The sequence below is a fragment of the Alteromonas sp. G4i13 genome (genome assembly GCF_054960505.1).
On the sequence record NZ_JBHNYX010000003.1, the window covers coordinates 1 to 22,641 of the forward strand.

The following is a 22,641-nucleotide window of genomic DNA, read 5'->3' on the forward strand; positions in this document are numbered from 1 at the left end:
CTTACAGTTAGTCGGTTGATGGATTTTTCGATAGCTTTCCATAAATTATCTGTTCATAGTCGTTCATAGTAATCTCCATTTGTTACAGCTCAAAATTATTGTAATCTTTCGGTGGACCGCGAATCTCATTTAGTTTCGTTCTATTAATAGAAAAGTTTGGTACAAGTAAATACTTATTGCGGTTCGAACTGCTCCTAGTTATCGCTTTGCTTGGACAGGTTGGAGGTCAAGGACGTGGAGGTGGGTTAGACAACGTTATCCGTCTTTAGTATTTATTTTTAGTTTAAGTTATTTAAACTTATACGGATATTCGTGTCTGTAGATAATTGTTAAGAGCCGAGTTTTTGTTATTATTGATTTATATAAAGGATATATGAGTCAGTACATGGAAAAACGTCTGCAACCACAACTAAAAATAAAAAATGAGCTAGACGCGGTATTAAAAAATGTCGAAGTATCATTTAAGTCTCATGATGATAGAGATGTACAAACATTGCTGGTGTACATGCCTCTCGACGGAAACCCAGATCCTCTAAATAAGTTCTTCTCCGTAGTCAAAGAAGGTATTTTGGCCAATTTTGTCCTTAAGTGCTCAGACATTGAAAGACAGTTGCGCATACACAAGGAAGGTGCTGCCGAGAGATTGTTTAACAAAGCTGTTAGGCAACTCAGCAAACATACCGCGCAAGGAGAGCTTGGTGAGCTTATCATGTTTACCTTACTTGATGTCTATCTAGAGGCACCAAAGCTTTTAACCAAAATTTCCACTAAGACGGCGAATACCATGCCAGTTTTTGGCGCTGACGGTGTACACGGCCAGTTCTATGACGGTCAGTTTAAGTTATACCTCGGTGAGTCAAAACTACATAAAAGTTTCAATTCGGCAGCGAGCAAGGCAGCGAAGTCGATAAAGTCAGCCAATGAAAAATATCAAAAAGAGTTTGATTTGATTGAAAGTCATAGGGACTTCTATGATTTAGATGAAGATCTTGAAAATATTTTGTTGGAAATACTCGATCCACTCAGTAATGAAAGCATTGATGAGGTGTTGCATTCATCATGCTTTATCGGTTTTGCGAATCCCGAACTGTTCGATCATTTAGGCGATGAGTTCGAAAACAAGTATGTTGAGTTAGCTAATAATCACGTTAGGCATTTTTTTAAAAAGCTCGAAGACGAAGGTGTTGATATTAATAAATCAGTTCTGATGATACTTCCGTTCAATGATATCGAAAATTTAGTAGAAGAATTTATAAGATATATGGATATTCAACAATGAGTAGGTTTTTCGAAAGATTATCGAGCAAGATGTTGGCTAGCGAAAAGTACTATGTTTTAAGTGGACAGTTGTTTAGCTCCTATGTACATAAGCTTGTCGGCCTAGAGGAAGAAGTTTCCGAAGATATAGTGAAGAAACTTATTTTAGTTGCCCAGTACTTATACCAAGTAGACTCACCAAAGTTTCGCAAAGAAGGGGCTTCAATTCTGTCGATGTTAATTGAAGTTTCTGGAGAAAAGTATCCTGAGGTTCTAGCAATTGCTCGAAAAGTTTTTTCTCGCACCGGGGATTTTCCAAACGTAAGCTTATTGAGGTCAAGAAACCCAGAACTCAACTTCAGATATAGCTTCATGTCTGAAGCTGAAGATGAGTTCAGGCAAGAGTTGAATACAGTTGAGGAATTGAACTTTCCTTTGACAGATTTTCAAAGAGGGCTCTGGCACAACCTCGTATCCGACCAAGATGTCATTACTGTTGCACCAACTTCTGCAGGTAAAACTCATATTATATTGAGCTATTTGGTGATGCAGATGAAGAATTCAGAGGGAGCATTTGCGGCAATAGTTGTACCGACTAGGGCCTTAATTAGTGAAATAGCAAGTAAATTATATGAGATAGCTAAAGAGCAGAATTTTGAAGAAGATCTAGAAATATGTACTGTTCCCAAAGACGACGGGTATGCTGATAAGACGTTTTTCGTTATGACTCAAGAGAGGCTATTTGATGCATTGCAAAGTGGTGACTTAGCGTTTAATTTCTTATTCATAGATGAAGCACATAATATAGCGGATGAAAGTAGGGGCGTGTTGCTTCACCTAACAATAGAAAAGCTGTTAGAGAACAGTCTTCCGCAAGTAATTGTTAGTATGCCATCTGAAAGCTATAAGAATGCTTTTACTACTTTGTTTGAAGATGTGGATTTCAAACAGGAGATTACATCCTTATCTCCTGTTGCAAAGATTATGATGGAAGTAACACCGAAGAACAGAGACTTAGTAATTGAACGACTTAATACGAATGAAGCAGTAAAAATCCCTAAAGGGTTTAAAGGAACTCATCTATCTGACATTGTTTATAAGCTGGGTAAAGGCAGTAGCAATATAATCTACAGGAACCAGACCGACCACTGTGAAAACATGGCGCAGAAGATAGCAGATAAGATTGTTGACTCAAAACCACTTGATGAGCTAGAAGAAGCTGCTGATTATGTCGAAAAGTTTATTCATGATGAATTCTCGTTAGCAAACAATCTAAGAAAAGGCGTAGCTTTTCACTACGGTCCTCTACCAAGTTCTATCAGAGTAATGGTCGAAAATTTAGTGAAAGAAGGCCGTATAAATTTTATCGCTAGTACAAGTACCCTTGCTGAAGGGGTCAATTTGCCTGCTAAGAACTTGTTTTTATTTAAGCCAATGCAACCAAAAGCTATGGGCGCACCAGAGCGACTTGAAGATGTAAAGTTAAACAATATCACTGGCAGAGCTGGTCGAATGCTTGAGCATTTTGCTGGCAATATATTCATAATTAAGCCAGATGAATGGCAGATAAAAGACTACTTTGAAGATAGAGAAGAAAAAGAAGAGAAGATAGCAACTTACTTTAAATCGTTAAACGAAGAACTTCCTTCAGTTCTCGAAGCATTGAAAGGGAGTTTTCCACATGACGCCGATGGACAGTACAAATATTACACTATAGCTAACAAGCTATTAAAGGAAATTTCAGAAGGTAAACTAGAAAAGACGCTTAAAGCTCCCGAACTTACGTTAGATAAGCATCAAGTCGCTTTACTTTCTGACTCAGTAATTGAGGCACAACAGGGACTTAAGATTGCGCCATTCACTTTGGAAGCAAGCCCTACAATTGGCTATATTCAACAGAATAAATTATTCAGTTTTCTAAGCGAACTTGACAACTTGGACGGTTGGTCTTTACCCCATCCCAAATCACCAGAACTTTATGACTCATTAATAAAGGTTTGTTCCAAACTCGAAGAGTTTGGCATCTACGTGCCAACGGGTGAGTATCACTCGTCTTATACAAGTGTAGTTGCCGCAAAGTGGGTTAGGGGAGACAGTTTAAAAAGCATTATATCCGAGCAAATAGAATGGATGGTCAAAAATTCTAAAAACGATGAAGATGATCATGTTAACCCAAATAAGGCAGTACGTGATGTAATCAAAGTAATTAATAATGATATACGTTTTAGAATGGCTAATGCATTACGGTGCTATTATGTTTTGCTATCTAATGTCATTGCTATCAAAAAATCTGAAGTTACAACAACAAAGCTTCACACCTTTTTAGAAATAGGGGCGTGTGATGAAAGGATGGTAAATCTCATCAACATCGGGTTATCACGCGAGGCCGCTTCTGAAATTAATGATGTTCTCAAAGGCGAACTTAAAATACAAAATGTAAATGAACTTTTGAATTACATCGCTCAAGGCTTAATGAAAGAGATTCATCCAATTACTATGAAAGAGATACTATCTATGACGAAATAGAAATATCAGGTTTTAGTGAATTAATATTATTTCTTAGGCGTTCTATTCTTCAACTTTGAAAGCCAAAGAGACTTGAAGTCAAAAATTTGAATCATTACATATTCAGCAGCAGGGTTTTACTAAAATAATTTATTAGTTGATGAATGCAGATTACAGTAGCAAGGCTGTGAAGTCTCTATTCTGAGATGATGAGAAGCTAGGAGAAGGCATTGGCATCAGTCAAGAACACTAGGACGAACAAATATCATATCACTATTGATATGGACATAGACTCTTCAAGTTTATTGTTAAACAAAGAACAGGTTCCTTACCCTCAATCTAAGTCCTATTATGACGAAATCACAATCAGAAAAAACAAAATAGAGATAATCGCTCATCGCTCCAGTGCGGTTGATTTAAATGGTGTTTTTATTAATCATCAAAGTGCTTTGTACCGGCAAATTACAAAATCTCTTGTTTATTACTACTGTGCAGCGAAAGAGCCCACACAGATCGAAAGTATAAAGATAGAACATATTACTAAGAGCTCAGTAAATCATGTTTTATTAAAAAGAAAAGACATAAAACAGGCAGTAAGTAGCAAGGCGAGGCTAGGGGCACTAAATGATATTGATTTAGATTCTTTAAAACTGATTTTTAAAGAAAACAACAGAGCTCATGGCTTTCTTTTTGGTTTAACGTATTTTATCAAATCACTTCACTCAGATAGTCAGCACGGTACGTTTGAGAATCAATGGAAAGCTTTTAATGCGATTTATAAAGCAGTTTCAAATTTCACAAGGGACTTCGACTGCCATCGGTTTATAAGAAAAGATATTATAGAAAATCCAAATTTCTATCCCCTAGTTTTAGCTAAAGTCTCAGGATTAACAGAACAAAGCATTAGAAGTAATACGCGTTGGATAAAGTTTATCCAAAATGATTTTCCCACTGCTAAACAAACTTCTGCTTTTAAAGATTTCCTAATACGGAATGAAGATCACAGGCTGATAAAAATCTTTAAGGAAACTCTTACTGTTCGTGAAGAATTTCTTAAATCTCAGGGTTTTTATAATGAAGTTATAGAGCATATTAACAATAATGAAGAAAAAGTGAATAATTCTCATCTGGCAGCGACACTATGTTTAAAATATGCTTACTTTGCCAGAAACAAACTAATTCACGCTGAAAACATTGAATCTGGCTTCAGATTGGTTCCGCTGAATAAAGAAGAAGAAGAAGTAACTTGGCTTTCAGGTATGTTGGTTCTATTAATCGTAGATCTTATAAATGCTAACTTTCGTTTCCAGTGAGAAAATATTTAAGTTTGGACTTTCTGTCTCACTTTTAGATTTTTGATTCAAGCCATTAAAGATTTGCAGTAATAAAGTTTTTAAGCGCATCTTTTAATATTTCATGGGCGGTCTTCTCACCAATGTATTTATGTCGAGTGGTAATGTCGGTTTTATAATTAAAAAAAGCATTGCTGAAATCTAGATTTATACTTGAGCCGTCCTCATTTTTACCTTTCACTTTAAGGACAGTACAATCGTCATGATTAGATAAATAATTTACAATTTCTATTACATTCTCTTTGGATAAGCCAATATCATCGTGCTCATCTATAGCTAAATCAAGAGAAAGCTGCATGTTACCTTCAAGGTAAGGGGCGCTGCTGAGATCTCGGATTAATTGCGGGGCGTTATCTGACACATCTGTCAATGACGATGAGCTTATTTTAAAATGTAGACTACTATAGTCGTTAATTTCTGTTAGCCTAGAGAACTCCTTCTCTTTAGGAATAAGTTCTAAGTCGATGCTTGTTGCTCGATCATTTCTAAATTGTTCTAAGAGAGATTTTCCAACACTTTTGATACTTACACTTGGGCCAGTAGTAAAACCAACAACAATTTTACTTTCAGGAACAATCAAAAAGAAGTAAGGATCACCAATTATCCCCTGATTTACTTCAATTGGATTGATTTTTCCATCTATAGTTGCTTTAGTTTGCCAAGTATTTCTCTCTCTAATTACAGTTATGGGATAAACTTTTAGCCCAGAATAAAAATTTTCATCAGAAGCTTTGATTAGATGTTTTTTGTTTCGAATACTTATGATGCGAGTTAAATTTCCTATGTTTTGCATGGCCTCGTAGTTCGACACTAGCCCCGCGAAAAAAGAGTCGTTTGTTTCAATAGAATAAAACCTTACAGTTATATTTTTTTTCAATTTATTCATTAGCTTATGGTTTCCATTCTATACACGATCGTCTATTCTAAAAATGTTATAATCTGTCATTTTATCACCCATTTGTCAACAGCACATGTATGGATATACAGTTGTCAATGGCCTTTTTTCTTATCAGCTTCGTCTCGTAGCGATACTACGGACCGATATTTAAAACTGATTCGCTCTCTGCAAGATTTGTATTGTGAATTTTTTTAAGTTTTAAACTTCGGAGAATTTCATCTCTAGCAGCTGTGTACGCTTTAGAGTGAATATTGTCTACTGTTACTGTTAACTGATCTATCTCAAGGTTTTTTTTGTGCGATTCACGCTTTAACTGCCCTATAAGCTCTGCTTGTTCTTTAATAGTTTACTCTAGTTTTCTACATTGGGAAAAAGCCCGATTTAGTTCTGTGGTCGCTTTTTTAATTTTATAGACCAATTTGTCGAATGCCTTTTTTGCTTCTTTATTAAATCTCACCGATATTCCATCCTTCTTACGTAACATATCGAATTTCGATGATACTTCTCTAAAATAATCATTTTGGAAACTTACTAGTCCGGATTTGTAAGCGCTAAGCTTAGCTTTCTTGCAGCTCGATTTGCATTGTAGTTCAGCAACATTACCCGGGTGGAAGGATCTCACGCTATTTGAATCAGTGTCGTAACAATAAAAATGAAGGTGTGGATATGCTTCGTCTTCATGGAGTATTACCGCTTTTAAATTGTTTCCGAATTTGTGTTTGAGAAATTTTGTCGTAGCGATAACCCATCTAAGCATCTGAGCTCTATTGTATTCCGTGTCCGTAAATGCAAGAGGATAAGAGGCAACCCCAGCCATCAAAAGTCTCGAGCCCTTTCGTATGAATTTACCATTTATCTTTTTGTATTCAAATTGACATACTTCAGCTTCGACAGTATTTAGGCATTTTCCGTATATTTGCCGTGACTTGAATGGTCCAGCAATATGTTTGGCGTGTGTTTCCTCTCTTCTCGCTTCTTTGAGTACGCCTATAGCGTCGGGTCTATCACCTTTTCTATTAAGGCTATATGCATCTAATCTTATGAATTGGTAGTTCATGAATCACCCATTTTAAATAGTTAAAGCTGTATTCTCTCTCACTTGTGAGAGCCGATAGCTTGCGTGCCAAGCTGCTTCTGAAAGAAGCGCAGTCGATTCTGACTGCATCAACTATCTTATTATGGGTTGTCCACTATAGCCTTTCCGATTTCAAGAAATCCTTCGCATTTTTAGAAACTAAAAATTTACTGTAGTGCTTTTCAATAATCGGAACACTTGTGCCACACTGGTTGGCTATATGAGAAAGCGCAATACCATCCTTAATTCTATCGGTAATATATCCGTGTCTAAGAGAGTATGTGTCCCTATCTCCTTTATCTATATCACAAAAGGAGAGTAGTTGATTGAAGATTCCACTTGGATCTACTTTCTTGTCTGGTGCATAAGGAGTTCGAAAAATATGTTTATTTGATAGTAACCGACTACGGGTAGTATATCGCGGCGGTTTGGTTCTATCTTGATCATGTTTCTTCCACTGTCGCTCATTTCCTGCTTTTATGGCAATCGCTTTTGCTATTCCGACATCATCTAATAAGCCAAATTCGCCAAGCTCTAATTCAGTAAATCCAAAATAGTTTCCATGTAAACTAGCGATCTTTGACAGCGCGTACTGTGCCTTGCGAGTTAGGACTATTTCTCGCGGCATAACGTGATTATAGTGTTTTGTTTTTCCGCTATTAATAACCGCGGTAGCGAAATTTGTAGCTCCATCATTATCAATTTCCCGTTTTATATCCCCCATTTAAGTCCATCCATTTCATCCCCGGGCCTTACACCAGTTTCTAGCATAAAGATGAAGTAACTTTTGAATACAGTGCGTCTTTGTTCAGTCTTAAAATTAGTCGAACTATCTATAAATTCATCCCAGCTTTCCTCAATCAAGGCTAGTTCATCCTTAGTAAGTATCTGGCGTCGTTTTTGACTTTTGGATTGTACTGAAGGTAGTTTTTGAGCGTCTCTACGCTCATTCAATGAATTTTGTACAGCTGTTTCGATAAGGATATTCAAAGCTGCTTTAGCTGTAGATATTCGGCTCTTGCTTTTATGAGAGCTCAGTATTGTCTGGATGTCATGTTCTGAGAAGTGTTTAAACGATTTCTTTCCGAAACGGACTCGTACTTCTTCAATTATTTTACAGTAATCATTTTTAGACCGTGTACTGACTTGCTTGGCTTCTACTGCATCGAGTGCATTGTCACATGCTACACTGACAGACTTCTTGGGAGGCGAGAGCATAGAACTGACACTTTCAATCCCACGCTATTTTGCACCCATAAAAAATAGTGCATCACTTTTTGCCTCAGCAAAGTCAGACGTTTTTAAACTCAGTCTTATCTGTTGCCCATCTATACGAACGTATAGATACCAGTTTCTTGAGCTTGGCTGTTTATATATTGCGAAACCATCTTCGAGCTCATGCCATTGAGAAGCATTTTCTGTCATACACCCCCCTTAGCTGTTCATAGAATATGTAGGCATGGCTGCATGTCAAATAAAATAGGACTTTTTTAAGAGTTGATGGGTTTTAAAATCCCTCGCTGGTAACAGCGTGCCGGTTCAAGTCCGGCCCCGGGCACCATTTATCTACTCCCAAACATTCCAAATTTTAATCAAAAAATTGATAAGATAATTGCGCTCTTTTATCACAAATTACTATGGTAAAATCCATAAAAATTTTGGCAAAGACGTACTATCTTGAATTCTGTTATGTCACTTCGTTTAGACGAGTTATCTCGTGCTGAACGTCCATTCCACGCTCGTGGGAGTAAAGTAGTTCGCTGCGACGCATGTCTGCTTCCAACGCAAAACTGTATTTGTGAATTTAAGCCTGAGGCTGGCACTGATGTGGCGGTTTTGTTCTTGATGTACAAAGGCGAATATTATAAGCCTACTAATACCGGTCGTTTAATTGCGGACGTGGTTAAAGATAACCACGCATTTTTGTGGAAGCGCACCGAGCCAGAAGAGGCGCTATTGGCGTTACTTCGCAACGAAAGATATTTTCCTATCGTGGTATTTCCACACGAATATGCTGCAGCTGAACGTTGTATTGATACGCCACCATTGAATACTGGGAAAACGTTACTATTTATTTTCTTGGATGGAACGTGGCGTGAAGCAAAAAAAATGTTCGTGAAGAGCCCTTACTTGCATGACTTTCCTGTGTTGGGCGTGAGTATGGACGTAGCGTCAGATTATTTACTACGCGAATCTACCCATGATTTCCAACACTGTACTGCTGAAGTTGGTATTAGCGTTTTAGACCTTGCAGAACAGAAGCAAGGGGCACAAACCTTAGCGCATTATTTCAGTGTGTTTAGACGGGAATATTTAAAAGGTAAGCCGCATTTGCAGCATAAGCTTGCGTTTGCAGAGTCGCAGGTTAAAAGTAACATTTAAAAAGCGTCACTTTTATTTGCGAAAGTATTGTTTTACATCCACTATTTCATATTAACAAAACACGGAGAAAGCGAATGGCATCAGTTACTTTTCAAGGCAATACAGTTACGACAAAGGGTCAGCTTCCTGAAGTAGGTACATCTGCACCAGACTTTACATTAGTGAAAGCAGATTTGGGTGAAGTAACACTGTCTGAGCTTGCAGGAAAAAATGTGGTATTAAACATTTTCCCTTCTATCGACACGGGAACATGTGCAATGTCTGTGCGTAAATTCAACGAGGAAGCGGCAAAATTGGATAACACTACAGTTATCTGTGTATCGGCAGATCTTCCGTTTGCAGCGGGTCGCTTCTGTGGTGCTGAAGGTATTGAAAATGTACTTACAGGCTCGACTTTCCGCTCAAGCTTTGGTGATGACTATGGTGTTACCTTTGAATCAGCGCCGCTTACTGGGCTGCTGTCTCGTTCAGTAGTGGTTATCGATGCCGAAGGCAAAGTGGTTTACACAGAGCAAGTTGCAGAAACAACAGAAGAGCCGAACTACGACGCGGCTATCGCAGCTCTTAGCTAAGTAGATCCGCAACATAGGTTAGTTAATTAGCTAACTATGTGATGTGTTTGAATACGTACCGATTTGTTTTATCGGGGTAATACAGGGCACTCGCTGATGTGGGTGCCTTTTAGGAGAATGTAATGGCATCGGTATTGCTCTCAGTTGGTGAATTAGCCAATGTAATGCAACAAAAGCCGGCAACGCTTGTACGAGCGTTAATGGACGACCCCGTTTCAAAAACACCAGATACGCGCACGGCAATGGTTTTACCTGCGTCAGTCGACTTTGACTTAGATAGTGAAGGAAGCGATCACACTACAGGTCTCCCTCACAGTATGCCTTCTGCAAATGACCTTGCTATTTATCTTGGTAATCAGGGCATAACAGCGAATACACCTATTACGGTATACGATACCCGTGGAATATATTCTGCACCAAGAGTGTGGTGGATGTTAAAAGCGTTGGGCCACCAAGATGTTTATATATTAAATGGCGGACAGCCTGCATGGGAAAAAGCAGCGCTGCCGGTTTCAGAACAACAACAATACGGAAAATTAACCTATCAAGCTACGCCTAGGCCTGGTTGGTTCGCAAATTCCGGTGCAGTACTTCAGGCAATAAATACTGAAGCACAACTTGTTGATGCGCGCAGCGCGCCGCGATTCAAAGGAGAAGTGTCAGAGCCTCGTGAAGGAATACGTTCAGGTCATATGCCTGGTGCGTTTAATATTCCTTTTGACACTTTACTCAAAAGCGGGCATTTTTTGCCAGTTGATCAGCTTAAGGCTATTTTTGACCGCGCTAATATCGATTTACGCAAACCTATTATTTGTACGTGTGGTTCTGGCGTTACCGCCTGCATAATTGGTGTGGCGGCATTATTGTGCGGCGCTACTCAGGTTTCAGTATACGATGGCTCTTGGTCAGAGTGGGGCGCTGATACTCAATATCCTGTGGTCAAAGATATGTAAAGAGTCGCGGCTTTTAACTAAGTAAATATACAACATGCTAATCGTATAATTAGCGCTATAACTACAGAGTAAGAACAACCTGATGCCATCTGATCAATCTCTACCCAATATTGTTATTCTTACCGGTGCGGGTATTTCCGCTGAATCTGGATTAAAGACATTTCGGGATAATGACGGCCTTTGGGAAAATCATCGCGTAGAAGAGGTGGCCACCCCAGAGGCTTTTGAACAAAATCCTAGCTTAGTTTATCGCTTTTACAACGCTCGACGTGCGCAGTTACAGCAAGACGACGTGAATCCTAATGCAGCGCATGAGGCGCTGGCCAAACTTGAGAAAGCGTTCGGTAGCAACCTGATGTTGGTTACTCAAAATGTGGATGACTTGCATGAGCGCGGTGGAAGCCAGTCTGTTTACCATATGCATGGCAAGCTGCTATCGGCGCGCTGCGCTATAACCCAGCAAACTTTTGACTGGAGTGATAGTTTTGATCACACCACTAAATGCCCGTGTTGCAACAGAGTAACCTTACGACCGGATATCGTGTGGTTTGGTGAAATGCCCATGTACATGGAAGAGATTTACGATGCGCTTTCAAAGGCTGATGTGTTTGTTGCTATTGGCACATCAGGTAATGTCTATCCTGCCGCGGGTTTTGTTCAGATCGCTAAAGAAAGTGGCGCACACACCATAGAGGCAAATTTGGAGCCGGGCGTAACTAATGCATTGTTCGATGAATCGCTAACAGGCCCTGCTTCTCACATCGTCCCACAATGGGTTGATCAATTAATGTCAAAGTACGCGCTGTAGGAGGCGCATAACATGCAGTATATGAATGAGTTTCTTACCATTGCGTTGGTACACCTTGTGGCTGTTGCTAGCCCAGGGCCAGATTTCGCGGTGGTTGTTCGAAACAGCGTGGCCTATGGCAGACGTATCGCCATGTACACCAGTATAGGGATTGGCTTAGCTATATTACTGCATGTGGCTTACTCGTTAGTGGGGCTTAGTGTGGTTATTGCAACTACTCCATGGTTATTCACCACATTTAGCTATGCCGCCGCAGCTTATTTACTGTACCTTGCGTTTGGTGCGCTTAGAAGCGGGCCTGTAAAGCAGGACCAGGCAGTTAACGCTGAAAAGAAAACATCCCACATATCTGCAAAGCGCGCAGTTTGGATGGGCTTTCTCACAAATGGACTAAACCCAAAAGCAACGCTATTTTTCCTCTCATTGTTTACTGCAATTATTAGTATTGATACTCCATTTACAGTGAAACTTGGCTACGGTATCTATTTAGCTATAGCTACTGGACTGTGGTTCTGTTTTCTTTCATACCTTTTGAGCACCAGTAAAGTAGCTGAGCTTATTGGTAAAAAAGGGTATTGGTTAGACCGTGCGATGGGGGTGCTACTCGTCGGTTTAGCTGCGAAATTAGTACTAGGTTAACGTTTGTTTACCTTACAAACAGGCATTTGTTTTTGTGAATTGGTATAATCGCGCCGATTTTTCAAAAAGATAAGAGAGTTGTGTGAAAGACGTAAACCAAGACCGCCTGAACAATACGTTGTCTAAACAGTATCAATTTGATACCAAAGGTCTATTGCGCCGCGCTGCCGGTTTAACAAAGGCAAACTTTTCATCATTGCTGCAGGGAAGTGTTGTTCTATTTTTGACGTTTGTCGTGTTAGGTGTATTTGCTCAGCAGTACATCACAATAAATGACGATGGGACCTATGTATTCGAGCATCAGTCTATCATAGAAATTGTTGCAATCTGCATCGTTGCCCCGCTGTTGACGGGGTTGTATATGATGGGCGTTTTTGTTGCCCGCGGCACTAAAACTTCAGTATTTACCGTTTTCCAGTTTTTCCCCTTGATATTTTTGCTGGCGCTAACTCAGCTAGTGAACAGTATTCTTGTTCAACTTGGTATAATGTTGCTTATTATACCCGGCGTTTATTTTTATTTAGCCTCGTCCTTTTCACTTATGTTGGTTGCTGACAGAAAGTTAACGCCAATTAGCGCGATCATCCTGTCGTGTCGCGTATTTAATGCATACTGGGCTCAAATCGCCAGCATATTTGGTGTGTTCTTTTTACTGTTTGTGTCGGTGCCATTAACGCTGGGCTTTTCACTTATTTGGGTATTACCTTTTTATTTTAGTATGATGGGCTTGCTCTATCAGGAACTGATTGGCGAGCAGGGAGTAAGCACGGAAGCATCTGAAAACGATGTGAATGAGTCTAGCTTCGATGCATAAGCGTGAAACCTTTAAAATTGTCCTCATTACGTTAGGCGTATTGGCGGTAATCGTCATTAACGCCATAATTTTTACTGAGGACGAACCGGATATTTTAGATATACCGCAAACGGTTGAAGCTAAAAAGCCGGTGCCTAACTTCTCTGCCTATACAGATGTAAAAGAGAAGAAAGAGGCATTTTTTAACTATTTACGTCCCGAAATAGAGAAGCAGAATGCGTATCTACTCACGCTTAGACATTACGTACAAACCTTATATAGAAAGGCGTTAGCTAACGAAACGCTCTCTGAAGAAGATATGGCAAGGCTTGAATGGTTAGAAGAGGAATATCGAGTTAAGCCAACGCAGCCGCTAAAATCAAAATTGCTAGCTTTGCTACAAAAGATTGATGTTCTACCAGCCGAACTCGTGCTCGTGCAAGCCGCGAATGAGTCAGCTTGGGGCACCAGCCGGTTCGCAAGAAAGGGCTATAACTTCTTTGGCTTATGGTGTTTCTCTAAGGGGTGTGGCTTTGTTCCTAACCGTCGAAACGATGGGGCATCTCATGAAGTTGCCAAATTCGACAGTTTGTCGCGTGCAACGTACACCTACATGCGAAATTTAAACCGCCACGACGCGTATGCGGATTTAAGAGAGATCCGCAGCCGACTGCGTGCAAACCAAATTCCTATAACTGGTGTTGCGTTAGCTGAAGGGCTAATGAATTACTCTGAGCGAGGAGCCGCTTATGTTGAAGAGCTTCAAACTATGATCCTATTTAACGAGGAGTTTTTATCCGAATGATACGCGCTGCTTTATTTTTTGCTTCATCTCTGTTTATTGGTGTAGGCAGTTCTTCCGTTGCTGCTGAAACGATAGATGTTGAGTACAGCCGTTTCTATAGCCATGTCAAAAAGCTGGATAATGAAGATACCCAAGCACTTCAGTTTGCATTCGGGTTTGTTCGTGTTGGCGAAGGGCGTTTATGTGAAGTTAACGGAGCGTCTATCGTAACCGATAAGAAAACAATGCCCTTAGAAGTGAGTGGTGAAGGGCGATTCACGGTGCCTACTGAAAAGGCCCTGAAACTTGCCAACGCACTGGTTCGCATCGATTTAAACGAACGCGCGAACGTGTGTGATATGTCGGTACAACTTGAAACCAAACCAGAATATCTTAAGCAGTATTACACAAAAGACGACCTTACTTTTTTGTATGGTCAGTACGAAGCTTTCTTTAATGAAATGGGAAGCTTTTTGTCTTTCATGATGCCTTCGGTAAAGGGCTTGATGATTCAGTTTGATGACAAGAATTTAGATTTCATTACACCACAAGGTGTGCAAATCAATAACGGCGTATTGCATCTAGAACAAGATTGGATCAACGACGCAAAAGGCTTAACACTGCCTCATGCGCCGCTACGTGTTACCGCTATGGCTTCAAGCTAAATGCATATTTGGGATTAGGTAAGAAGCTGATACCTTATTTGCTCTGCTAAACGCGCGATGGTCTCTTCGCCCTTTGCGCATAGCTCTTCGGCTCTGTGGAATTCCATAATACCCACATCGGTAAGCTGAGGCTCAATAAGAATGTCAGGCGGATCGCCAGCCAAACGTGAGCGTGTGACGCGAGCTTGAAGTATCTCAAGTGAACTGCTCATCACGCTCATAATTCCCGGCGGGTTTCGCTTGTTCACTTTAGCGGGGACTTCGGTCAACTCTTCTTCCACTTTTTCAATCACATCAGAAGCAATGCCTTCTTCAGTCTTTACGTTGCCAGCCGAGACGCTGTCTTTTTCATCTTTTTTCTCTAGGGCTTTTTCTTCTTTGTTGTCAGGAGAAAACCATTGGCGTAGTACGTTTTGACTCTTTGTAAAAAAGTCCTCGGTTTTGCGCTGGTTTTCTTCATGATCTTGTCTCAACTTTTCAAGACGAAGTGGTCGAAAATCGGCGTTAAGGTTAACCGCGATTACAAAATCGGCCCCTAATTGGCGACATAAGTTCACCGGTACAGGGTTTACAACGGCACCGTCTACCAACCAACGATCACCATGTGCTACGGGCGCAAAAAGTGCGGGAATAGCGCAGGATGCTTGAATGGTGTCTCCGATAGGACCAGAGTTAAACACTACTTCACGGCCGGTATAAAGGTCGGTAGCCACAGCCGCAAACGGCTTAAGCATGTCTTCATAAGTCGATTCACAAAACTCGCTTGCTAGCTTGTCGAAAACCTTCTGTCCGCTGGCAATGCCGCCGCGTCTAAGTCCTACACCCATAAGAGCAAGTACCTGCCAGTCGCTAAGGGAACAGGCCCACTCTTTCAATCCTTCCAGCTTGCCACTTGCGTAGGCAGCACCAACATAGGCACCAATAGAGCATCCCGCTACAACGTCAATTTTTACGCCGAGTTTTTCTAATGCTTCAATTATGCCAATGTGAGTCCAGCCCCTTGCGGCACCGGCACCTAGCGCAAGTCCAATTTTCATTTACTTAGGTTCCATAATGTTTATTACTTCAATAGTATTATCTTCATCACTGAAGTCCGTACTATTTTCTGTAGTGAAAGAAGGTTCATCGAACCCGATATCACCGTCTTCTACCGGGCCTTCTTGTGTAGCTATAGCTTTAAAATCATAAAGGTTGCTGTCGATTAAGTGTGAAGGCGCTACGTTTTGAAGCGCACGGAACATCGACTCTATACGACCTGGGAAGCGACGGTTCCAGTCTTGTAGCATAGCCTTTATGTTTTGGCGCTGTAGGTTTTCTTGTGAGCCACAAAGGTTACAAGGAATAATCGGAAATTCAGCGGCCTGAGAATATTTCTCGATGTCTTTTTCTGTGCAGTACGCCAATGGACGAATAACGATGTGTTCACCGTTATCGCTGACTAGCTTTGGCGGCATAGACTTAAGCTTGCCACCATGAAACATATTGAGGAAAAACGTTTCTAGCATGTCGTCGCGGTGATGACCTAATGCAATTTTAGTCGCACCTAACTCTTTTGCCGTGCGGTACAAAATACCACGGCGCAAGCGAGAACAGAGAGAGCATGTTGTCTTTCCCTCTGGAATTTTGTCTTTAACAATAGAGTAGGTGTCTTCTTCTACAATTTTGTAGTCAACGCCAATGCTTTCTAGATATTCAGGCAAGATATGTTCGGGGAAACCAGGCTGCTTTTGGTCAAGATTAACCGCAACGATATCAAAATGAATAGGCGCAATCTTCTTTAAAAACAATAAAATATCTAGCATGGTGTAGCTGTCTTTACCGCCAGATAAACACACCATTACTTTGTCGTTGTTTTCAATCATACCGAAATCGCCAATGGCTTTACCCACATTGCGGCGAAGTCGTTTCTGAAGTTTGTTGAAGTTGTACTTTTGCTTACTTTGCGCAGCATTTAATGGCGACGCGTCAGCACTGTTTGTGCCTAAACTCATAATTAACTAGCTTGGTTTGTGATAAAGCCACCATTATACATTAAAGCGGCTTTTCGAGACCATGCTTGTGAAGTTAAATTTGTTGGTGACATACCGTGTTGGCCGCTAAGTAACGGAAAACACGGGCTATGCGGTACTGATGAAAAGATTACACCGACAACGGCGACACAAATCCATCTGGCTTAATAGCAAGCACATCGCAATTGAGTTCGTCGATCACGTGTTCTGCAGTGTTACCAATTAGGGCCGCTGAAATGCCCACACGGCCAACGGTACCAATAACAACCAGCTCTGCATCCAGTGTTTTTGCCACTAGCGGGATGACCTTTTCCGGAAGGCCTTCTCTTACTACGCATTTGTTCTCAGGAATACCGTACTTTAACGCGTGACTACGCATTTCTTTTAAATGATGATTTTTTACCGCGTCGTGATAGGTATCGGGGTCGAACTCAGGCACTTCTATGGCGATATTAAGTGGTGTAGAAGGGTAACTGTTGACCAAATTTACGCTCCCTTTCAATAAAGAGGCGTAGTCGTTAGCAATGAGGGTGAGCTTATCGTTAAGTGCGGCGTGCTCATCGTCTTCACTGCCTACGTTTACAGCAGCAATAATCTCTCCTCCTTCTGGCCAGTCGTGCTCTTTAACGAGCAATACTGGCCGAGGGCATTTACGCATTAAATGCCAGTCGGTGGGGGTGAAAATAACAGAAGCAAGATCGTCGTGCTTTTTGGTTGCCTTTACCACTAAATCTATCTGATTGTTTAGGGTGTAGTAAATAATCGACTCATACGCACGATTATTCCATTCTACAACGATATCAGTTTCAGTGAATCCTTGTTCTCTTAAGTGGGTGGCAAGCCATTTTGCATGCTCCTTTGTAACTGCATCGCGCATTGACTCGCGCTCATCCGGGCTAAGCATGGTCGTCATATCATAAGATAAGTCGTATACCACCATCATTGCGGTAACTGAAGCGCCTGTTTTTGAAGCGAGTTCATAAGCACGGCTCAGTGCAGGTTGGTTATCGCGCTCGGCATCTACCACGGCCAGAATTCGTTTACACTCAATCATAACGTCCCCCTAACTACGAAACTTAGTAGCGGCTGTCGAAATCGAAGCTTTCTAATACTAACTATAAACGACATTGGGAAAAACGTAAGTTGTTTTAGATCAAGAATTTTACGAGGCGACCATGAGTGAACGTACCTAATTGAATATGGAGCAACCGGCGTGGCGCTGAAAGGGTAGATAGGTGGCTAACACAGGTTACAAAAAAGCGCGCTTAGTGCGCGCCTTATTTAACACTTAAAAAGGACTAACCGCAGACAACGCTAGGGCCGTTAAGCGCCGCTAGTTTGGTGTTTAGCCTATCGAAATCCAAAATAGTAATAAGCTTGCCGTCTACCTTTATGATGTTGTCTTTTTGAAAACGGCTTAACAGACGGCTAATCGTTTCAATCGTTAATCCTAAATAGTTTCCAATTTCGTTGCGCGTCATGGTTAAGTGGAATTCTCTATGGGAAAAGCCACGCTCTTCAAAGCGTTGCGACAGGTGTGAGATGAAATACAGTAAGCGCTCTTCTGCAGTTCGCTTGTTTAAAAGCATGATCATGTCGTGATCTTGTTTTATTTCAGCGCTCATGAAGCTCATGATCTGGTGGCGTAGCTTTGGAAATTGCACTGACATTTCGTCGAGGGTCTCGTAGGGAAGCTCACACACCATGGCAGTTTCTAACGCAGAAGTATAGCTTTGGTGTTTATTCTCTCTTAGTGCATCGAAACCGATAATATCACCAGGAAAGTGGAAGCCGGTAATCTGTTCTTCACCTTCGGTATTAGTCACAAATGATTTGAATGAACCGGTTCTCACTGCAAATAGAGAACGGAATTTATCACCAGTTTGAATCAGCGTGTCACCTTTATGAAGCGGCTTCTTGCGTTCAATAATATCGTCAAGAGACTCGATTTCTGTTTTGTTTAACGCCACCGGTAAACACAGGTGACTGAAACTACAGTTTTGACAGTGAATAGAAAATTGGCTTCCTTTGCTCATAATGCACGCTCTCTAAAAGAATACCCGACAATAATACACCCATTTTTAAACGATTGCGCCATGAATAAGATAAGCTGCATATATTGCCATTATTACTGCAATAATTTGTCTAAAATGGTTATGTTGAAAACTTTGAACAATATATTGGCTACCAGCGCTTGCGGCGAGCAAGGTGGGTAATGTACCCAAACCGAAGAAGAACATAATAGCAGCGCCTTCTAGCGCGTTACCCGCCGCGAGAGACCAGGTAAGTGTGGAATACACCAAACCGCAAGGAAGCCAACCCCAAATAAAACCATAAGGCAACGCACTTAAAGGGGTCTTAAATGGCAAAAAGCGTTTTGAAAGCGGCTGGACTTTGGAAAATAGGCCTTTACCCGCATTTTCCAGCACTGTTAAGCCAGTCCACCACTTACCCAAATAACACGCCAGTAGAAGCAACATGATTCCGCTAAGTAGGGAAAGGGCATAGTTGGCAAGAGGTATATAATCTGCTGCAATTTTTCCAAGTGCCCCGGTTATTGCTCCGGCGATGGTGTAGCTCACTATACGTCCCATGTTATAGGCAAGGGTATAGGGTAGTGCTGAAGCGCCTTTAGGCGATACCATCCTTAGCGCAGCGACAATTCCACCGCACATTCCCACACAGTGAACTCCACCGGCTAAGCCGATAAGAAAGGCAGAGAAGTAGTTAATCCCTTCCATGTGGCGCTTGGCTTTTGTCTACTTTACTGTCTTGAAGTTGCTTGCGTTGCTCAGCTAGCTTTTTTTCTTCTGGCGGAAGATCATCGTCAAACAGTATGCTATACCCTTGGCGATCCAAATCTTCAAATTGATTGGTTTTCACCGCCCAAAAGAATATCACGATAGCGACGGCAACAATGATGATGGCGATTGGAATTAATACGTAAATAATACTCATGCTATTTGCTCAAAAGTCGCGTTGAGTTTGTGACCACAATGATACTGCTTAACGACATACCAACAACAGCCATCCACGGTGAAAGTAGGCCTGATACGGCGAAAGGTAAGATCAAAACGTTGTAACCTACCGACCAGCCAATATTTTGCCTTATTTTTTGCTTCACTTGGTGCGCAGTTCGAATAAGTTCTGGTACAGAAAGCAGCTGATCGCCAAGCAGTATCACGTCGGCGGCAGTTTTAGCCACGTCTGTGGCATTACCCACTGCAATTGCCACATCAGCGCTGGCAAGAACTGGAGCGTCGTTAATACCGTCACCCATCATCATCACTTTCGCGCCAGATTGCTGCATAGCTTGAACGGCTTCGTACTTTTGCTCAGGTGTTAGGCCACCTTTAGCGGTCGAAATTGGCAATGGTGCGGTAAGCGCATTAACGTTTTGCTGTGTATCACCACTTAAAACGGCGAGGGTATGGCTTGCAGCTAATATATCGAGAGTTTCTTGCGTATCTTCTCTTAGTGAATCCTTTACTTCATACGCCGCCATAATACGCCCCTTAACCGTGAGAAACACGTTAGCTGAAGGGAACGCTTCAATGAGTTTTAGCTGTGATTCGTGAACGCTGAATGCTGCAGAACCCATAGAAAACAACGTGTCATTGATCTCACCGCTGATACCACCTCCTGGCGTAACGGTAAAATTAGTCACTTTGTGTACCGTGTTATCGATAGCGTCAGCACTGCCGCTAGAGGCAGAAGTCTCGCTTAGGGCTACACCGTCGCTAAAGGCTATACCGTCGCTAAAGGCTTTGGCAATCGGATGTTCAGAGCGTGACTCCAAAGCGCGCGCAATTGATAGCGCACTATTACTATCCACGCCGTCAGCGTACCAGGCATTTGAAATAGTAAATTTGCCTTTTGTGAGCGTGCCGGTTTTGTCTAAAGCGATGGTGTCAATGTCAGTAATTTGTTCTAGCGCATCTGCCCGTTTTAGTAAAATACCTTGTCGGTTTAACTTTGCCATAGCGCAAGTTAACGCTGATGGCGTGGCCAACCCTAGTGCGCAAGGGCAGGTTGCAACCAGCACTGATATGGTGATCCAAAATGCCTCGTCGCTCCCCTGATACGCCCAAAAGCCATAGGTTAACGCCGAAATCAGCAATACCGCGGTAACGAAATAGCGAGAAAAATTATCGGCTATCTGCGCTGCTTTAGGTTTACTCGCCATGGCACTTGCTTGCAGTCGTACAATTTGATTTACCAGCGCATTTTTAAGGGTCTGCGTAACCGTAATGGTTAGCGTACCATCTTGACAAACCGTGCCGCCGTATACCGGGCTACTGTTCGACTTACGCACGGGGTTAAACTCGCCGGTAAGCATAGATTCGTCAACCGCTGCGTTGCCGTCGGTTACCACCCCATCAATGGGGACTGTTTCACCAGGCTTCACTAGCACTACGTCGTCAATTTTTAGCTGCTTAGCCAGACACTCGGTTAGGCTGCCATCTGGATTTAGTTTGGTCGCTGATACGGGCACATACTGCATCATATTGGCAGAGATCTGTGCGGCGCGATGACGACTGCGATGTTCTAAGAATCGGCTAAGTAACAGCAGAAAAATAAACATACAGATGGATTCGAAATACACTTCACCTTGCTCTAATACTGTAGAGCGAATTCCAGCAATGTAAGTACCGAATATGGCGAGCGTAACGGGTACGTCCATATTAACCGTTTTGGCGCTTAGCGCTTTAGCGGCGCCCACATAAAAGGTGCTGCCTGAATACAGCACCACAGGTGTAGTAAGCGTAAGGGCAACCCAATAAAAATATTGGCGTGTCTCTAACTCAATGGCGCCGAACCAATCAAAATAAAGCCCAGTCATTAGCATCATAACTTGCATGGTCATAATGCCTGCTAGGCCAAGCTTTTTTAGAAAGGTCTTTTGCTCGCGTTTATAACTGGCTTCGTGTTCGTCGGGGTGAAATGGTGACCCAACATAACCAATGCGTTTTAGCGTAGATAGAATTTGGCTAAGCTTAATTTGAAACGGTGACCAGGTAACCAGTGCGCGGCGCTCTTGTACATTCACCGCGACTTGCTTTATTCCTTCTACTTTCGACAACTGCTTTTCGATAAGCCAGCCGCACGCAGCGCACGTAATACCTTCAAGGGTCAATTGTATCTGCTTGTCCTGACCTTCTTCAAACACGAACTCTTCTTGAAGGGAAGGGTCGTCATAGACTTTGAGCTTATCTAACGTTTCTAAAATACCGTCGTCAGATTTTTGCGCCGGTTCGGTTCTAAACTGGTAATAGTCTTCAAGGCCGTTGTTAACGATCGCTTCAGCTACCGCTAAGCAGCCAGGACAACACATGTCTCGTTGTTGCCCTAAAATGACAGTAGTAAATTTGCCATTGTCTGGACTCGCTATAGGCAAGCCGCAATGGTAACAGTCGTGCTTTGTCATTATGGATTGAATTTCATTTTGCCAGTGTGGGGCAGATAGACGGTGTTTTGAATTTTCCAGCTATCATCAATCGGGGTTAGCGATACGCGCCATTTACCGTCAAGGTTTTCTTCAATAAAGCCGCGATAAATACCGTTAGCGTCGCGACTCAATAAAACACTAACATCGCGCTCTTCTAGCGTTACGTGATAGAAACTTAATTTAACCGCGTTACCTTCTTGAGGAATCCCCGAATGAAATTGCAGCGCTATGCTTCCATCTTCAATGGTTAAATCAGTGGTAATGTTCATGCGACGGGCTATGGCTTCTTTGTCCAGACGGGCATTAATTGCTTTTCCTTCTTTGTAGTAGTCGTCTACCACCAAGCTATCTTCGGTAGAAATAGCAAGGTTTAATAACACGCCACCCATGATGAGGGTAATGATAGGAACGGCAATTAAAAACCAGGGCCAGAACTCTTTATACCAGGGTCTATTCATCGAAATCTTTTCTCGTATTTACTTCACTAACAACATATTTAT

At 41.7% G+C, this 22,641-nt stretch carries 24 protein-coding genes; 11 read left to right on the forward strand and 13 right to left on the reverse strand.

Annotated elements, in window-relative coordinates; translation table 11 throughout:
- Nucleotides 1–385 precede the first annotated feature (385 nt).
- From ACFI6J_RS01795 to ACFI6J_RS01805, 3 genes are all read left to right on the forward strand, one after another.
- Nucleotides 386–1,279, forward strand: a complete 894-nt coding sequence (locus tag ACFI6J_RS01795) for a HamA C-terminal domain-containing protein (protein WP_462585627.1) — start codon at nucleotides 386–388, stop codon at nucleotides 1,277–1,279.
- Nucleotides 1,276–3,783, forward strand: coding sequence for a DEAD/DEAH box helicase (locus tag ACFI6J_RS01800; RefSeq protein ID WP_462585628.1), 2,508 nt, complete (start codon nucleotides 1,276–1,278; stop codon nucleotides 3,781–3,783). The genes ACFI6J_RS01795 and ACFI6J_RS01800 overlap by 4 nt, the downstream gene beginning before the upstream one ends.
- Before the next feature lie 209 nt (nucleotides 3,784–3,992).
- Nucleotides 3,993–5,075: a hypothetical protein gene (locus ACFI6J_RS01805; RefSeq protein ID WP_338851389.1), complete on the forward strand. Its 1,083-nt coding sequence runs from the start codon at nucleotides 3,993–3,995 to the stop codon at nucleotides 5,073–5,075.
- Between the two features lie 55 nt (nucleotides 5,076–5,130).
- On the opposite strand, the gene ACFI6J_RS01810 is transcribed toward ACFI6J_RS01805, so the two are convergent.
- From ACFI6J_RS01810 to ACFI6J_RS01830, 5 genes are all read right to left on the reverse strand, one after another.
- Entirely contained in the window at nucleotides 5,131–6,000 is an 870-nt protein-coding gene (locus ACFI6J_RS01810; RefSeq protein WP_462585630.1) for a DUF6731 family protein, read from the reverse strand.
- 358 nt (nucleotides 6,001–6,358) lie between these two features.
- Entirely contained in the window at nucleotides 6,359–7,069 is a 711-nt protein-coding gene (locus ACFI6J_RS01815; protein ID WP_338851386.1) for a plasmid recombination protein, read from the reverse strand.
- Between the two features lie 133 nt (nucleotides 7,070–7,202).
- A complete protein-coding gene (locus tag ACFI6J_RS01820; protein ID WP_338851385.1) occupies nucleotides 7,203–7,811 on the reverse strand; it encodes a hypothetical protein in 609 nt (202 codons plus the stop codon).
- Nucleotides 7,799–8,305, reverse strand: a complete 507-nt coding sequence (locus tag ACFI6J_RS01825) for a hypothetical protein (RefSeq protein WP_338851384.1) — start codon at nucleotides 8,303–8,305, stop codon at nucleotides 7,799–7,801. The genes ACFI6J_RS01820 and ACFI6J_RS01825 overlap by 13 nt, the downstream gene beginning before the upstream one ends.
- Nucleotides 8,306–8,329: 24 nt before the next feature.
- Nucleotides 8,330–8,512 (reverse strand): hypothetical protein, encoded by a 183-nt coding sequence (locus tag ACFI6J_RS01830; RefSeq protein WP_338851383.1) that lies wholly within the window; start codon nucleotides 8,510–8,512, stop codon nucleotides 8,330–8,332.
- A gap of 264 nt (nucleotides 8,513–8,776) precedes the next feature.
- Here ACFI6J_RS01830 and ACFI6J_RS01835 point away from each other — a divergent pair, with 264 nt between their 5' ends.
- The 8 genes from ACFI6J_RS01835 to ACFI6J_RS01870 all read left to right on the forward strand — a co-directional run bounded on the left by ACFI6J_RS01835 (nucleotide 8,777) and on the right by ACFI6J_RS01870 (nucleotide 14,683).
- Complete coding sequence (locus ACFI6J_RS01835; protein ID WP_462585632.1) at nucleotides 8,777–9,469, forward strand: tRNA-uridine aminocarboxypropyltransferase; 693 nt, start codon at nucleotides 8,777–8,779, stop codon at nucleotides 9,467–9,469.
- Nucleotides 9,470–9,543: 74 nt separating this feature from the next.
- Nucleotides 9,544–10,041, forward strand: coding sequence for a thiol peroxidase (gene tpx / locus ACFI6J_RS01840; RefSeq protein ID WP_014949606.1), 498 nt, complete (start codon nucleotides 9,544–9,546; stop codon nucleotides 10,039–10,041).
- A gap of 122 nt (nucleotides 10,042–10,163) precedes the next feature.
- Nucleotides 10,164–10,994, forward strand: coding sequence for a sulfurtransferase (locus ACFI6J_RS01845; RefSeq protein ID WP_278343588.1), 831 nt, complete (start codon nucleotides 10,164–10,166; stop codon nucleotides 10,992–10,994).
- 82 nt (nucleotides 10,995–11,076) lie between these two features.
- Nucleotides 11,077–11,802, forward strand: a complete 726-nt coding sequence (gene cobB / locus ACFI6J_RS01850; protein WP_278343587.1) for a Sir2 family NAD+-dependent deacetylase — start codon at nucleotides 11,077–11,079, stop codon at nucleotides 11,800–11,802.
- A 12-nt stretch (nucleotides 11,803–11,814) separates the two neighbouring features.
- Nucleotides 11,815–12,441 carry a LysE family translocator gene (locus ACFI6J_RS01855; RefSeq protein ID WP_014949603.1) on the forward strand — a complete coding sequence of 209 codons (627 nt, stop codon included), beginning with the start codon at nucleotides 11,815–11,817 and terminating at the stop codon, nucleotides 12,439–12,441.
- An 82-nt stretch (nucleotides 12,442–12,523) separates the two neighbouring features.
- Nucleotides 12,524–13,255, forward strand: a complete 732-nt coding sequence (locus tag ACFI6J_RS01860) for a YciC family protein (RefSeq protein ID WP_278343586.1) — start codon at nucleotides 12,524–12,526, stop codon at nucleotides 13,253–13,255.
- Nucleotides 13,248–14,039, forward strand: coding sequence for a glucosaminidase domain-containing protein (locus ACFI6J_RS01865; RefSeq protein WP_014949601.1), 792 nt, complete (start codon nucleotides 13,248–13,250; stop codon nucleotides 14,037–14,039). Before ACFI6J_RS01860 ends, ACFI6J_RS01865 begins: the two co-directional genes overlap by 8 nt.
- Nucleotides 14,036–14,683 carry a DUF2987 domain-containing protein gene (locus ACFI6J_RS01870; protein ID WP_014976627.1) on the forward strand — a complete coding sequence of 216 codons (648 nt, stop codon included), beginning with the start codon at nucleotides 14,036–14,038 and terminating at the stop codon, nucleotides 14,681–14,683. The genes ACFI6J_RS01865 and ACFI6J_RS01870 overlap by 4 nt, the downstream gene beginning before the upstream one ends.
- Nucleotides 14,684–14,697: 14 nt before the next feature.
- Here the strand turns inward: ACFI6J_RS01870 and ACFI6J_RS01875 are convergent, their stop codons facing one another.
- The 8 genes from ACFI6J_RS01875 to ACFI6J_RS01910 all read right to left on the reverse strand — a co-directional run bounded on the left by ACFI6J_RS01875 (nucleotide 14,698) and on the right by ACFI6J_RS01910 (nucleotide 22,599).
- On the reverse strand, nucleotides 14,698–15,720 hold the full coding sequence (locus tag ACFI6J_RS01875; protein ID WP_014979378.1) for a patatin-like phospholipase family protein: 1,023 nt from the start codon (nucleotides 15,718–15,720) through the stop codon (nucleotides 14,698–14,700).
- A complete protein-coding gene (ttcA, locus tag ACFI6J_RS01880) occupies nucleotides 15,721–16,674 on the reverse strand; it encodes a tRNA 2-thiocytidine(32) synthetase TtcA (protein ID WP_014949598.1) in 954 nt (317 codons plus the stop codon).
- A gap of 148 nt (nucleotides 16,675–16,822) precedes the next feature.
- A complete protein-coding gene (gene uspE / locus ACFI6J_RS01885) occupies nucleotides 16,823–17,746 on the reverse strand; it encodes a universal stress protein UspE (RefSeq protein ID WP_014976624.1) in 924 nt (307 codons plus the stop codon).
- A gap of 244 nt (nucleotides 17,747–17,990) precedes the next feature.
- The gene (gene fnr / locus ACFI6J_RS01890) at nucleotides 17,991–18,728 is read right to left on the reverse strand and encodes a fumarate/nitrate reduction transcriptional regulator Fnr (protein ID WP_014949596.1); all 738 of its coding nucleotides are present in this window, start codon (nucleotides 18,726–18,728) and stop codon (nucleotides 17,991–17,993) included.
- A 45-nt stretch (nucleotides 18,729–18,773) separates the two neighbouring features.
- Nucleotides 18,774–19,433: a sulfite exporter TauE/SafE family protein gene (locus tag ACFI6J_RS01895; RefSeq protein WP_014949595.1), complete on the reverse strand. Its 660-nt coding sequence runs from the start codon at nucleotides 19,431–19,433 to the stop codon at nucleotides 18,774–18,776.
- Nucleotides 19,420–19,650, reverse strand: a complete 231-nt coding sequence (gene ccoS, locus ACFI6J_RS01900; RefSeq protein WP_014949594.1) for a cbb3-type cytochrome oxidase assembly protein CcoS — start codon at nucleotides 19,648–19,650, stop codon at nucleotides 19,420–19,422. The genes ACFI6J_RS01895 and ccoS overlap by 14 nt, the downstream gene beginning before the upstream one ends.
- 1 nt (nucleotide 19,651) lies before the next feature.
- The gene (locus ACFI6J_RS01905; RefSeq protein ID WP_462585635.1) at nucleotides 19,652–22,120 is read right to left on the reverse strand and encodes a heavy metal translocating P-type ATPase; all 2,469 of its coding nucleotides are present in this window, start codon (nucleotides 22,118–22,120) and stop codon (nucleotides 19,652–19,654) included.
- Entirely contained in the window at nucleotides 22,120–22,599 is a 480-nt protein-coding gene (locus tag ACFI6J_RS01910; protein ID WP_435787143.1) for a FixH family protein, read from the reverse strand. Before ACFI6J_RS01910 ends, ACFI6J_RS01905 begins: the two co-directional genes overlap by 1 nt.
- Nucleotides 22,600–22,641: the final 42 nt, after the last annotated feature.